Annotated in this window: 12 protein-coding genes; 3 read left to right on the top strand and 9 right to left on the bottom strand. The window is 56.9% G+C overall.

What is annotated here, in order from left to right; translation table 11 throughout:
• Positions 1–108: 108 nt before the first annotated feature.
• The 9 genes from U9R25_07300 to U9R25_07260 form a co-directional block, all read right to left on the bottom strand.
• On the bottom strand, positions 109–840 hold the full coding sequence (locus U9R25_07300; protein ID MEA3335703.1) for an ABC transporter ATP-binding protein: 732 nt from the start codon (positions 838–840) through the stop codon (positions 109–111).
• A gap of 88 nt (positions 841–928) precedes the next feature.
• Positions 929–1,738: a cobalt ECF transporter T component CbiQ gene (gene cbiQ, locus U9R25_07295; protein ID MEA3335702.1), complete on the bottom strand. Its 810-nt coding sequence runs from the start codon at positions 1,736–1,738 to the stop codon at positions 929–931.
• A gap of 23 nt (positions 1,739–1,761) precedes the next feature.
• Complete coding sequence (locus U9R25_07290; GenBank protein MEA3335701.1) at positions 1,762–2,730, bottom strand: energy-coupling factor ABC transporter permease; 969 nt, start codon at positions 2,728–2,730, stop codon at positions 1,762–1,764.
• A 53-nt stretch (positions 2,731–2,783) separates the two neighbouring features.
• Positions 2,784–3,224 (bottom strand): Fur family transcriptional regulator, encoded by a 441-nt coding sequence (locus tag U9R25_07285; protein MEA3335700.1) that lies wholly within the window; start codon positions 3,222–3,224, stop codon positions 2,784–2,786.
• Positions 3,225–3,362: 138 nt separating this feature from the next.
• Complete coding sequence (locus tag U9R25_07280) at positions 3,363–5,285, bottom strand: monovalent cation:proton antiporter family protein (protein MEA3335699.1); 1,923 nt, start codon at positions 5,283–5,285, stop codon at positions 3,363–3,365.
• A gap of 275 nt (positions 5,286–5,560) precedes the next feature.
• Positions 5,561–6,376: an SDR family oxidoreductase gene (locus tag U9R25_07275; protein MEA3335698.1), complete on the bottom strand. Its 816-nt coding sequence runs from the start codon at positions 6,374–6,376 to the stop codon at positions 5,561–5,563.
• 158 nt (positions 6,377–6,534) lie between these two features.
• Complete coding sequence (locus tag U9R25_07270; GenBank protein MEA3335697.1) at positions 6,535–7,896, bottom strand: FAD-dependent oxidoreductase; 1,362 nt, start codon at positions 7,894–7,896, stop codon at positions 6,535–6,537.
• Between the two features lie 119 nt (positions 7,897–8,015).
• The gene (locus tag U9R25_07265) at positions 8,016–8,246 is read right to left on the bottom strand and encodes a hypothetical protein (protein MEA3335696.1); all 231 of its coding nucleotides are present in this window, start codon (positions 8,244–8,246) and stop codon (positions 8,016–8,018) included.
• Positions 8,247–8,248: 2 nt separating this feature from the next.
• On the bottom strand, positions 8,249–8,605 hold the full coding sequence (locus U9R25_07260) for a hypothetical protein (protein ID MEA3335695.1): 357 nt from the start codon (positions 8,603–8,605) through the stop codon (positions 8,249–8,251).
• Between the two features lie 254 nt (positions 8,606–8,859).
• Here U9R25_07260 and U9R25_07255 point away from each other — a divergent pair, with 254 nt between their 5' ends.
• The 3 genes from U9R25_07255 to fdhF all read left to right on the top strand — a co-directional run bounded on the left by U9R25_07255 (position 8,860) and on the right by fdhF (position 14,211).
• Positions 8,860–9,384 carry an NAD(P)H-dependent oxidoreductase subunit E gene (locus U9R25_07255; protein MEA3335694.1) on the top strand — a complete coding sequence of 175 codons (525 nt, stop codon included), beginning with the start codon at positions 8,860–8,862 and terminating at the stop codon, positions 9,382–9,384.
• A gap of 58 nt (positions 9,385–9,442) precedes the next feature.
• The gene (locus tag U9R25_07250; GenBank protein ID MEA3335693.1) at positions 9,443–11,257 is read left to right on the top strand and encodes an NADH-quinone oxidoreductase subunit NuoF; all 1,815 of its coding nucleotides are present in this window, start codon (positions 9,443–9,445) and stop codon (positions 11,255–11,257) included.
• A gap of 68 nt (positions 11,258–11,325) precedes the next feature.
• Positions 11,326–14,211: a formate dehydrogenase subunit alpha gene (gene fdhF / locus U9R25_07245; protein MEA3335692.1), complete on the top strand. Its 2,886-nt coding sequence runs from the start codon at positions 11,326–11,328 to the stop codon at positions 14,209–14,211.
• The last annotated feature ends 56 nt before the right edge of the window (positions 14,212–14,267 follow it).

Here is a 14,267-nt window from a genome sequence, read left to right as displayed (position 1 = left end):
ATTCCTTCTCCTGACTGGAGTTACGCAGGTAACAATATGCCTGGCTGACAGCGGTCGGTGGTCTGCCGTCCTCGGTCAGCAGAGCTGCGTGACATCAGCTCCTAATTCTTATGGCGCTTCCAGCCCATGGTTCTCAAGCAGGGACACGTCTGCCATGATCTCGCCAGTCGGCCCGTCCGCTACCACACGTCCTCCATCGAGTACGATCGTGCGTTCGAAAAGCTCATCCACCAAACGCATATCGTGCGTACTCACCAGCATCGTGGCATCCAGTTCGCGCAACAGGTTGATCAGGCTACGCCGGCTGCGCGGATCCAGGCCGGCTGTCGGTTCGTCAAGGACCAGGATTTTCGGTTCCATGGCCAGGACCGTGGCAATGGCTACCCGCTTTCGTTCGCCCACGCTAAGATGATGAGGCATACGTGGCGCAAATTCGGGAATGCCCACCTGATCCAGGGCCATTTGCACACGACGACGCACCTCAGACTCTTGCAAGCCCATGTGCAGCGGCCCGAAAGCTACATCTTCGAAGACCGAAGTGGAAAACAACTGGTCGTCTGGATTTTGAAACACAAGTCCGACCTGGGACCTGATCTGTCCCAGGTTTTCTTTTTTCAGGTCCATACCATCAACACGAACGACCCCGTTTTTGCCTTTGAGGATGCCGTTGAAGTGCAGCATCAGGGTGGATTTGCCGGCACCATTGGGCCCGACAAGCGCCACCTTCTCCCCATAGTCCACATGCAGGGTTACGCCGTACAGCGCCTTCCTGCCATCGGGATAGGTGTAGAAAAGATCATGAACGTGCAAGACCGGTTCATGTCCGTTGATACTGGTCATGAGTTCGTCGTCGAATCCCTCCACTCAATCGGCATTCGCGTGCCATATCTATCGTATTGGCCATTGCGATCGAACACTGTCAGAACCGTCACGAAAGCCAGGCCAGCGCTTCGATGGCGGCCAGAATGGCAATGAAAAGACCTCCCACTGCCAGATGCCAACCCTGGAGCCGGGGCTTCTCCAACCAGAGCATCTCACCTGTATAGCCGCGACTCACCATCGCCTGGTATACCCGCTCGCTGCGACTGAGGGATCGCACGAAAAGGCTACCAGCCATGCCACCAACCACCTTTGCCCGCCAGATGATATTGCCACCGCTGCGGCGACCATCTGATCCAGTCGCCGTTCTCGCCTCCCTGGCTCGCATCAGGCGTAACGCTTCATCCCCAAGCACGAAGATGTAGCGATACATAAAGGCGATCACCGATACCAGGACTCGGGGGACGCCGATTCCCCGCATCGCTCGCAGGATATCCGGAAAGGTGGTGGTCGCCGATAGCAATAATGCCATCAGTACAGAAAGCCAACTCTTCAGCATGATCGTCACAAAACGCACCAGTCCGGCGTCGCTGATGCTAAGCTGATACTTGCCCGCAGAAAAAGGCAGAGGAATCGTCGCCAGGGTTTCGCCCGGAATCGTAAACATCACGGTGACAGCCGCCAGGGCAAAGGGAAGCGCAACAATGCTGCGCTTCATCAGGGTCATTATGGATAGGTCGGAAATGATTATGAGAACCAACAACAGCACCCCCAGTGCAGCAAACGCCAACCACGCGCCATCTGGAGTCAGTGCGCAAGCGAGGATAAAAACCAGCGCCGATACAAGCTTGACCCGTGGGTCAAGCCGGTGAACGATGCTATTGGTCTCAATATGCTGGTCGAGGATGTGAATGTGCACGGAAAGGCTGCCCCTGGGGTATCCTACGCCGATTGCGTCTGCCGTCGGCGCAGCGATCGCGCAACCGTGTAACCAACGGCAAATAGCAACAGAATGCCAATACCCACCGCAAGGAGATTGGCAGCTATATCGCTGGAAATCCCTGGAACAGCATAATCAGGTGCGATCTGGAAAGGGGACTCCTGCGCTGCCCCCAGGAAGCCCAGGTCTTCGGCAACCCATTCCAGCCCATCGGGGCTACCCGAGGCAAAGAACACGGCCAGAATACCCACAATGAGCGTCAGCACGACACCGCCAGCAAACAGGGTGGCGGTGTCAGTTCGACCGCCGGATGACCGGTGGTCGAAGAAACCGGGCAGCGCCTTCTGGACCAGGGCCAGCGCAGCGGCAGTAATCAGCCCTTCGCCGATTCCAATAAAAGCATGCACGCCAGCCATTGCCGGCAACACCACAGCCAGCGCCGATGTACCACTCAGCGCCAGCAGCGCGGCCGTCACTATGGCAGCAACCTCCACGCTAAGCCATCCTGCCAGAAAGGCAGCCAGATAACCATTGAACCGGGACAGCAGGCGATAGGTAAAATAGCCCACCCACACGGTTAGAATACCCATGATGAGGATATTGGCGCCCATTGCCAGCAAGCCCCCATCCTGGAAAATCAGAGCCTGCAACGCAATCACCGCTGTCATGACCAACAGCCCTGGCCACGGGCCCAGCAGGATGGCTACCAGCGCACCGCCCAACATGTGGCCTGAGGTACCCCCCGCCACGGGGAAGTTGAAGGCCTGAGCTGCGAAAATAAAAGCGGCCAACACACCCATCATGGGTACCTGCCGCTCATCCAGTGTGCGGCTGCTTATGCGCACCGCCACAACGATGAAGGCAACCGAAATCAACCAGGCCAGAACGGCCACCGGGGCGGAGAGGAAACCATCCGGAATGTGCAAAGCTTCTGGCTTAGGCAAGGGACCTGAGTAACTGCTGAAGAGCATTTCGACACCTCCGAGGAGTCTTCACAATTTGACATCATTTAGAAAAGGCAATATCAAGAGCGCTGCTTTTTGGCTGCGCATGTCCTGCAGAGACCATGGATGGTGATGTGACTGAGCCTGGCGTGGAAACCGTAATCCTCTCGCAGTTTTTCGGCCAATCCCTCCAGGACATTTGGTTCGATGTCGCTCACCTGCCCGCACTCGTCGCACACGGCATGATGGTGTTCCTCACCGGAGCGTATCGCTTCATATCGCACCGGCTGGCCGTCCAGTCGAAACTCACCGATCAGGCCGTTCTGCTTCAGAAACTGTAGGGTGCGATAGATGGTGGTTCGATCGACATATCGGGAATGTGTCTGCACCCGCTCATAGACCTCATCGGTGGTAAGATGACCACCCGCGTGGTAGATGGCATCGAGAACCATAACGCGCTGCGGCGTCAGGCGGTGGCCGGAGACTCTCAATTGATCGATTACAGGTTCGAGACAGGACATAGTGGTTTCACCGATGGTCGATAAAAAACGAAAGTGCAGATGCATATTATTGCATCTGCACGAATTATAATACAAACCTCTTGCCCTGGCAAATCGCTTCTGCCAGGCTGCACCGCTCAGGCGTAAATCTGTTTCAACTCAATGCGCACCCGGGTCACTCGTTGCACTTCTGCCGGCGCCATCTGAACTCTGTTGCAGCAAGTGAACGGCCTCTTCCACCGCTTCACCAGTGCCCAGCAGCGTGACGTGATCGCCGTTCATCAGGCGATTATCACCGTGGGGCACGAACAGCTCTCCGCGGCGCCGAATTGCCAGCACCAGCACATCGCCCGGCAATCTCATGTCACGGATCATAATGCCGTCACACCTCGGATTGCGTAGCTCGATCTCCACAACATCCTTGTCATCATCCATAGCCGTTAACAGGAAATAGGCATCGGGAAAGCGAACCAGTGACTCCATCATGGATGCGCTGGCCAAAACTGGATTCACGACCCGCACACCGGCTGCCTCGAATTCCCGAAGCCTCGTGGTATCCTGCAGATAGGAGATAATGTGTTCGCAGCCAAAGGTGTTCCTGGCAATCTGACTGACTTTCAGGTTGAAGTCATCATCGCTGGTTGCAACCACCAGGGCCCGGGCGTTTTCAATCCCAACCCGAGCTAACTCTGATGCCTGGGTAGCATCAGCCAGTACAGCCTCAAACCCTGCCTGTCGCGCACGCCGCAATCGAGTTTCGTTGTGGTCAACATAGATGACGGGATCACCATGGCGCGACAACGCCTGGCCCAACAACACACCTGCACGGCCGGCACCCACGATGAAGGTTGGTTTGACCAATCCGACATCATCCTCTGAATCAGGTATCAATCGGCTGAATATCGCGGGAGACAGGGTCGAGGTGACGATCGCCACCAGAACGATATCAGCGTTGATGGCGTCGCTGATAAGGCCAAGTCGTAACCCGATAGCCGATGCAGCGATGATCAGAGACAGCCGTGACGACAGAAGAAACCCGGCTGCAACCGATTGCCGCGTTGAATAATGACGGCGCAGTATCATGGAGGGCACAACCTTCACCAGGTAAGCAATCAGCAGCAATATCGGGAAGAGGACCAGAGCAGAGGCAGAGGAGAGCAATGCCGGCAGATCGAAGCGCACACCAACCATGATAAAAAAAACGGGGATGAGAAAGCCGAATCCGATTGCGTCGAGTTTATGTTTTACCTCCCAATCACCGGGGTCATCCGGGCCTGAGACGAGCGCCAGAAAGGCACCGGCCAAAAACGCACCCAGGATCACTTCCGCACCCAGCACGTCGGACAGCACCACGAAGGTAAACATGACGGCCAATGCTCCCCGTACCTTGATCTGTACCGTGGCGTGAGCCATCTCGTCAATGCCCCGGCGTATCGGCTCCCAATTGGTAACCCGCGGGGCAAAGCGCGCCGCCAGGACGAACACCACCAGCAGAACACCGACCAGCAGAACTTCCAGTGTCAACCCACCCGAAAGCAGGGCCACGACCGCGGTGATCAGGACCATGGTCACAAAATCGGCAACCAGGGCCGAAATAAGCACCGTTTGCCCGTATAACCCGCCCGATAGCCCCCTCTCTCTCAGCACTGGCAAAACGATCCCCAGCGAGGTGGTCGACATGATCAGCGCCAGCAACCAGGGGCTTTCGACAAGACCTGCGGCGGTGAGAGCGAAAGCGAAGCCAAGGGACATGGCAATGGTCAGGCTGAGGATGATGACCGCCGGCACCACCGGATTTGCGAAGGGTGAGCCGCTATCACGATTTGCGGTCTGCAACAGCGAAAAGTCGATCTCCAGTCCTGATAAAAACATCAGAAAGGCGAATCCCAGCGCTGCAAGGACCTCCAACATGGCGCTCTCATGCACCAGGTTCAGCCCGCTGCTGCCGATAATCATGCCGGCGATGATTTCCCCCACCACGACCGGTATGCCCAGATGTTTGAAACGCGAAAGCAGCAACGGCACCAGAAATGCCAGCGCGACGACCAGAAGTACCGGAGCAAGATTAGCGTTTTCTTCCATATCCTTAGGCGCTTACGGAATCAGTATCGACAACAAGTCCGACTTCGCTCACTGCAAGAGGCTCGACTTCGCCCACCGCAGGTTTTTTGCTGGTTGAACTGCCCTGTGGAGGCCACCTTGGCAATTGTCCTCTGCCATTTTCATTTGACAATTAGCCAAGCGTCCCTTTGGAATCAACCGACGACGCTCCAGCCAGATTGGCGTACCATGGGGTAAGGTCACCGCGTCGCCCTGTCCCCCCGTCGCCCTGCCACCGCGTCCCCGTGTCCTCCCCGTCATCCGCTCGAAATATCCTCACCGCCGTCGACAAAAATCACAGAGCCACTTATCCACTCTATCCGCGGATCGGCAAGAGAGGCAATCGTGTCAGCCACATCCTGCTCCGTGGTCATCCGCCCACCAGGGTTGAACTCGAGTGCCAACTCCAGCATACGCTTGTGGCTGGGGATCCTGCGCAGGGCGGCGGTATCGGTAACCCCGGCGTTGATGCAGTTAACCAGGATTCCCTTTGGTCCCAATTCCACGGCCAGCTGCCGCGTATGTGACTCCAGGGCAGCCTTGGCCGCGGAAACAGCGCCGTAATCTCGAAACACCCTGTGCGAACCGGCGCTGGTCATCGAAAAAACCCGACTACCACGATCCATCAGTCCCCGGCGAACCAGATCCTGGGTCCAGAAAACCAGGCTATGAGCCATCACGTTCAAAGTCATGTCCATCTGCGCTTCTGAAATCGCTCCATCGGATGAGTCGGCAATAAAGGGAAGTAGAGTGCCAAAAGCCAGCGAGTGCATAAGCAAATGGATTGTCTGAGGCCCACCGTTAGCCTCCAGTGTCGCTTGGATCTTATCCAGCACCCGGCTGCGCTTGCGGGCATCTGCGGCGTTGGAATTGAAGAAGAGGGCTTGCTGCCCCATCTCCTCAATATCCGCCACGACCTGGTCTGCCATTGGCAGAGTAGCTTTGAGGTCCAGGTGAACGCCGAAAATGTTCATACCCCGACTGGCCAGTTCCAGCGCGGTCGCCCGCCCGAAACCACTTGAGGCGCCAAGAATCAACGCCCAGCATCCCTTCAATTCACCTTCCCGTGCCATACCTCTCTCCTTAGGTTGAGATTTCTTCGCTTTGATTGATTTTCAATTCGAGAGTACCCGACAACAGCGATGTCAGTGCTCTCAGTCATTAACACTGTACCACCGGCCCAGTTACGGCAGAGCCCCTGCTGCCCCCGATAACCATCTCAGACAACCGGTCAAGCAACCGGCTCTCTTTCCAGCGTCAGTTTCATGACTTCCAGCATTTCCTCGTTGGAGGAGAATTTGAAATCCGCGTCCCCCTGCCGATCGGCCATGGCCCACTCGTACCACTGAAGACGATTGTACTTCTCCACTGAAACCACCGGTTTGTCCAGCCGGTCCATGGCTTCCTTGAATGCCTCGATATCGGTCATCTCGACCCCGTCCAGGGTCTCAAGGTATCGCAGAACCGCCTGCGCGCCGGCCGTTCCATCCTTGCGGGCGGTGCCCACCAGACCACTGCTGGCTTCCCGGGCCCAGCCCGCCAGAAAGACGTCCTCGATTGTTTGGCCGGTCAACGGGTTGAACGCCTCGTAGGAAATACCGTTCACGGGGAAACGAGGATCAGGGTTTTTTACGTACTCATTCCACTCCACAGGCAGGCCCAGTTCCGCATCCACCCGATCGCCGATGCAAAAGATCACCGTATCCACATCGAGAGTGCGGGACGACTCCAATCCTCGCGCCGAAGTCCGATCACCGCGCAGAATCAGTTCCGTGTCCTGCATCTCCAGGCCGATGACCTGTCCCTGATCATCCCCGATGATGCGAATTGGCGAGCTCATGAATTGAAGATAGAATTCGCTATTCGATACCGGTTCGGCACTCCTGGGAAGCGCCTTGAGGATCTCTGCCCTGGCCTCCTCCGGGTCCTGTCCAACGGCCAGCATTCGATCCGATACACGCTTGATCTCCTGGTCGAACGCGTCCATATCCATGTTCTGGATAATGGTCTGGAATTCCTTTCTAGTGAATTTCACCTCGACCGGCCCCCGTCGAGCCACGGCTGTCACCCTTTCGATCTTTCTTTCCCGAATCAACCAGCGGGCGATATCAACCATCACGTTGCCAACCCCGATCAGGGCCGCACGCTCTCCGATGTCAAACTCTTGCTGGCTATAGGGTGGCAAACTATTGTAGTGATAAACTAGAGTCTTGGCATGGAAGACACCCGAAAGATCTTCCCCCGGCAGGCCGAGCCATTTGGTTCCCTGGGCGCCGACGGTCACAAGAATTGCCTGGAATCCCATCGCCCGCAGATCATCCAGCCCCAGATCCCCATTCAGGCCAACGGCCACATTGCCGTAATAGCGGATCAGTGGAGATTTCAGGATCTCCCAGAAGTGCTTGCGCAATGCCTGCTTCATCTTAACCTTGCTGGGATAGATGCCATATTCCGCCAATCCCCCAGGTTTGATGTCACGATTTATGAGGGCCACGTGCACCCCCTGGTCGCTTAGCTCCTTGGCGGCATAGATACCTGCAGGTCCCGCGCCGACAACTGCGACGAGGTGGTCTACTTTGGCTTCATTGCTCACAGGAGGTCTCCTCTATGATGAGTGTCTACAAGAGTATTGATTGCCTGAATGCCGAGTTAGGGCCAGGTTCACGTCCACTGTTCTCGATCCTGCCCTGAACCATAGCCCGCTTGCGATTCTCAAACCCGCCGGGTCACATCGCCAACCTGACGCGCTACCGTGAGCAAGGCAATGCCCAGCTTGAAGTAATCACCTGGATTCAGAGCAAGACTCTGCTCCTCGGCCTCGCCCATAGCGCTGGAATAGGCCCACCCGACCGCTGCCCCAAGTGCAGCGCCCGCAAGTGCACCTATCAGGATACCCTTGATCATGCTATCGTTGTCATCAGCTTGAGTCTGCTGGATTGTCATGCTTAACTTACCTCGCTTGTGGAAGGCTCCGCCTGGCCCAGATTGCTCTCCGCCATGGCTTCCTCCTCCTTGTTCCCTCTCAAGGGCTCAGCCGCCCGATCCAAACTGCCGCGAAACCGGGAAACCGTCTGGTCAACCTTGATGATTGGGCTGGTGATCTTTTCACTTATGTTATCGGCAGAATCGGCCATTTGGCGGGAATAATCCTGCACCAATGGTATGACTTCCCTCGTCTTCTGGTTGACCACGATCATGCCGCGGGCCAGAAAATAGAAAAGCACTATAGGCACGGCGAGTAAGATAAGGCCGTGAATAATCAATATCAACAGAGCGATGTCTGCTACGGTTGGCAGTAACATGGCTTGCCTCTTGCCGAAGGAGTACCGAACAACAAACTAAATTGTAACAGACCTGAGAATAATCGCCAAACCCTCGTATCAAAGCAACCCGCAACTTGTGGCGAATCCCGAAAATTGGTCCGTTTTCGTGCTCTAAATATGACGTGGGTCATTGTTAGGACCTGAAAAAGGTGTTACGCTGTCAAATGAATCCCCGCGTCCTGGGGATAGTTCCGATATCATTATCCTTCTATTTACCATGCGGAGAGTGCAAAATGAGCACAGTCGACAGCACTCCTGAGGCTGCTAAAATCGTGGAAAGCGTTGATCTCACATTGATGGAACCCATCTTTGAAAAGTACAGAACTCAACCAGGCACCCTGATACCGATCCTTCAGGCCGCCCAGGAAGTCTACGGATATCTTCCACCTGAAGTCCTGGCATCGATCGCAGATACGTTGGACCTTTCAATAAGCAAGGTCTTTGGTGTTACCACCTTCTACGCCCAGTTCTACCTGGAACGGCGTGGACGCCACATCCTCAAAATCTGTGACGGCACCGCCTGCCATGTAAAAGGAACGCCGATGCTACTAACAGCCTTGGAGGATGGCATGGAGGTTGCTGCAGGAGAGACTACCGACGACGGTGAGTTAACGGTAGAGATTGTCTACTGTCTCGGATCCTGTGCGTTGGCGCCGGTTACGGTATTGAACGAACAGGTGATGGGACGCATGCGACCCGAAATGCTGGTCCGGCGGGTCAAGAAACAGATCGCCGCAGCTCAGGACGATCACCAATAGGAAGGAATGGGCTGCCACTATGGCCATACTCGATACCCTAAAACTATCAAAAAACCGATTGTCAGCAAATACCGATCCCGACCACCGCTGGATCGCTATTTGCATGGGCACGGGCTGCACCTCGTCAGCCAGCCCCGAAGTTGGTGACGCATTGGTCGAAGAATTGAAAAGCCAGGGCCTCGATGAAGAGATCGAGGTCCGGCGAACAGGGTGTTTTGGTTTTTGTGAACAGGGACCAATCATGGTCGTCTACCCGGATGAGACCTTTTACACCCGGGTCAGTCCGCGGCAGGTGAAGAGCATTGTCGAAAGTCACCTCGTGGGTGGAGAGCCGGTGGAAAAGCTCCTCTACAAGGATCCTGGCAGCGCGGATAGGATCGAAAAGTGGCACGAGATCGGGTTCTACCGCAAACAACAGCGCATTCTACTTGGCAACTGCGGAGTCATTGATCCGGAAAACATCGACCACTATCTGGCGCGGGATGGCTATGCAGCGCTGGACAAGGTTTTGTCCGAAATGACGCCTGAGCAGGTGATCGATGAAGTCACCGCGGCCAGGTTACGCGGGCGCGGCGGCGCCGGCTTTCCGGCCGGGGTCAAATGGGGCTTCGCCCGCAAGACGCAAGACTGGCCAAAATATGTGATCTGCAACGCCGACGAGGGTGACCCCGGCGCTTTCATGGATCGATCCGTCCTGGAAGGCGATCCTCACTCTGTGATCGAGGGTATGATCATCGCAGGCTACGCGATCGGCGCCCAAAGCGGCTATCTCTATTGCCGCGCCGAGTATCCCCTTGCCATCCAGCGGCTCGGGATTGCCTTGGACCAGGCTCGGCAGCACGGTCTCCTGGGTGAGGATATCCTGGGCTCGGGCTTTTCCTACGATATCATCATCAAGGAGGGTGCCGGCGCCTTCGTCTGTGGCGAGGAGACCGCGCTGATGGCATCGATCGAAGGAGAGCGGGGCCAACCGCGCCCACGGCCTCCTTACCCTGCGGTCGCCGGCCTCTGGGATCAACCCAGCAATGTCAACAATGTCAAGACCTATGCCTATGTGCCACGGGTGATCATGAATGGCGCCGAGTGGTTCAAGAGTCTGGGCACGGAGAGCAGTCCAGGCACCGCTGTCTTCGCGCTGACCGGGATGGTCAACCGCACTGGGTTGATCGAAGTACCCATGGGCATTACCCTGCGGGAGATCATCTACGATGTGGGGGGCGGCATTCCCAACAACAGGCAATTCAAGGCGATCCAGACGGGTGGGCCCCTGGGTGGATGCCTGCCCGAAGCCTATCTCGACATCCCGGTGGATTTCGACTCGCTGCAAAAAGCCGGTGCGGTCATGGGTTCGGGCGGCATGGTCATCGCCGACGAGACGACCTGCATGGTCGAGTTCGCCAAGTTCTTCATGCGTTTCACCTGCGACGAGAGCTGCGGGAAATGTCCACCATGCCGTATCGGCAGCATCCGTATGCTGGAGATACTCGAGCGCATCACCGAAGGTGAAGGAAAGCAATCCGATCTGGAGGAAATCCGCTGGCTGGCCGAAGGCATGCAGCGAGGTTCTCTCTGTGCCCTGGGCCAATTGGCACCCCAACCGGTGATCTCAACACTCCAGCACTTCGAAGCTGAGTACCGGGCCCATATCGAGGACCGGCGCTGCCCGGCCGGCAAGTGCACCGCCCTGATCAACTTCACCATCGTGGCTGAACTCTGCACTGGCTGCATGGTTTGCGCGCGCAACTGTGCCAGCAACGCCATTACCGGCAATAAAAAGGAGCCTCACGTCATCGATCCTGACCTGTGCGAACGCTGCGGTCTCTGTGCCGAAGTCTGCAATTTCGATGCCGTCCTGATCACTTCGCCCCGCTGAGACGGTTATCGGTGAATCGACGACTCGCTGTCGCCACGGCGACTACCCTGGTATGTTAGGATAAGCCTATGTCGGTCAACCTTATCATCAACGAAAGAAATGTAACAACCCCGGATGGTAGCACAATCCTCCAGGCTGCCTGCCTGGCCGGTATCGACATTCCAACGCTCTGCCATCATCCCGACCTCGTCAATGTCGGCGCGTGCCGGATGTGTGTGGTGTCGGTGAAGGGGGCGCGGGTGCTACAGACAGCCTGCACGGCGCCTGCCATGGAGGGCATGGTGGTGGACACCATGAGCCCCGAGGCCATCGAAACGCGCAAATTCGTGCTCGAAATGCTGCTCAGCGACCATCCCAACGAATGTATGACCTGTGAGGTGGCCGGTGACTGCGAGTTGCAGGATCTTGTCTACGACTACAGTGTGGCGTGGCCAACTAAGTACGGGGACGCCCACGACTATCCCATCGACCCGGACCCAAATCCCTTTATCGCTATCGACCTGAATAAGTGCATTCTCTGCGGCCGCTGTATCCGGGCCTGCAGCGAAATCCAAAACCGGGATGTCTTGAGCTTTGCTTACCGGGGCTTTCAGACAAAACTGGTGGCGGGCGCCGATCAGTTCCTCCTGGATGCCAACTGTGAGAGCTGCGGTCAATGTGTGGCATTCTGTCCGGTCGGCGCCCTGACCGACAAGATGAGCCTGGGCACCGGCCGATCAAATCAGGTGACCAAGGTTCGAACCACCTGCTCCTACTGTGGCGTCGGCTGCAACTTCGACCTCAATGTGCGTAACAACCAGATTGTTCGGGTGACCAGCAGCCAGGCCGCTCCGGTCAACGGAATGGCTCTTTGCGTGAAGGGCCGTTACGGCTTCGATTATGTCCACCATGAGGACCGGTTGAAGCGCCCCCTGGTACGGGCGAAATGGCTCAGCGGCATACAGGAGAAGATCGATGCCGGCGAGTGGCGGATCGCCGGTGACCTTCTGACACTGCGGCGGGGAAGGAACAGAACGCGCAGAAATGGCAGCGACGAACAAACCAGCCCATCGCAACAGCCTGTTGACGTCGCGCCGCCAGAGACCCTCGTCGAGACCGATTGGGACACCGCACTGGCGGTGGTGGCACAGAAGTTCGTACAGGAGAAAAAGGACTACGGTGGTGATGCCTTTGCAGTGTTGGCCTCCGCCAAATGCACCAGCGAGGAGAATTTCCTGTTCGCAAAATTCACCCGGCAGATGTTGGCAACCAACAGCATCGATCACTGCGCCCGTCTCTGACACAGCGCCACCGTCACCGGTCTGGTGACAAGTTTTGGCAGTGGCGCCATGACGAACTCCATTCAGGATATTGTCGAGGATAGCCAGTGCATTTTTATCATCGGCAGCAACACCACGGAGAACCACCCGGTGATCGGTGGCAAGATCCGGCGCGCGCAGCGACACCGTGGCGCCAGACTGATCGTCGCCGACCCGCGACGAATCGACATCACCAACTATGCTGACCTCCACCTCCGCAACAAACCAGGTACCGACATCGCCTTGCTCAACGGGTTGATGCACGTCATCCTGCGAGAAGGCTGGCAGGACAACGAATTCATCGAAACCCGCACCGAGAACTTCGATGATCTGAAGGCGGTTGTCGACAGATATTCGCCGGAAGTGGCAAGTGAGATCACCGGCGTAGCCGCGGCCGACATCGAGTTGGCCGCCCGCATGATGGCGGAGAATCGCCCCGGCGCACTGCTCTACGCCATGGGAATCACCCAACATACGGTGGGTGTAGCCAACGTTATGAGCTGCGCCAACCTGCAGATGTTGTTGGGAAACATGGGAAAGCCCGGTAGCGGGGTAAACCCCTTGCGCGGCCAGAACAACGTGCAGGGTGCCTGCGACATGGGCGGCCTGCCCAATGTCCATGCTGGTTATCAAAAAGTGACTGATCCAGCCGTGCGGGAGAAATTTGAACAGGCATGGGGCGTGCCGCTGGACGATAAGGTCGGATTGACCGTCACCGAGATGTTGGACGCTGCCGAGCAGGGTAAGGTTCGCTGCCTCTACGTGATCGGCGAGAATCCCATGGTCAGCGATCCCGACCTGAATCACGTGCGCCATACCCTCCAGAAGACCGAGTTCATCGTCGTGCAGGACCTTTTCTTCACGGAGACGGGGCAATTCGCCGACGTCATATTGCCTGCGGCCAGCTTTGCCGAGAAGGAAGGAACCTTCACCAATACCGAGCGTCGCATTCAGCGCGTTCGACGGGCAATCTCGCCGCCGGGCGAAGCCCAGACCGACTCATGGATCATCACCCAGCTTGCCAAAAGAATGCTTGCCATGGGCGCCGTCGAACCCGATCCGGATGCCCTGTGGGCGGACTGGGAATATGCAGGTCCGGCCGATGCTATGGATGAAATCAATCACCTCACTCCCATCTATGCCGGTGTGACCTACGCCCGGCTGGAAGGGGGAGAACAGTTGCACTGGCCTATCTTTGACCGGCGCCATCCCGGGACCCCCATCCTGCACGTCGGTACCTTCAGCCGGGGCCTGGGATACTTTGCCGCAGCCGACCATCTGCCACCGGCCGAGCTTCCCGACGAAGCGTACCCGCTCATGCTCACAACGGGACGGGTGCTCTATCACTGGCACGGTGGAGAAATGACCCATCGAGCCAGAGGTCTGGAAGCTATGTATCCCGAAGCCCTGGTAGAGATCCATCCCAGGGATGCGGCCCATGCCCGGATCGGCAATGGTGACTTAATGAAGGTTGCCTCCCGTCGAGGCGAGATAGTTGCCAAAGCCCAGGTAACTGATCGGGTCGAGCCAGGACTGATCTTTGCAACGTTTCATTTTGCAGAGTCGGCGGCAAATTTCCTGACCAACCCGGTCATCGATCCCCAGGCCAAGATTCCCGAATTCAAGGTCTGCGCAGTGCGGGTGGAACTGGCATGATCCCGATGGCGTCTCCAATTATTTTCAAAATCGCCAAGTTGTGTTAATATGTCTTG

This window comes from Chloroflexota bacterium, from assembly GCA_034717495.1.
Classification (GTDB): domain Bacteria; phylum Chloroflexota; class Anaerolineae; order JAAEKA01; family JAAEKA01; genus JAYELL01.
The sequence above is the reverse complement of the archived record's forward strand: the minus strand, read 5'-3'. Positions and strand labels throughout refer to the sequence as shown.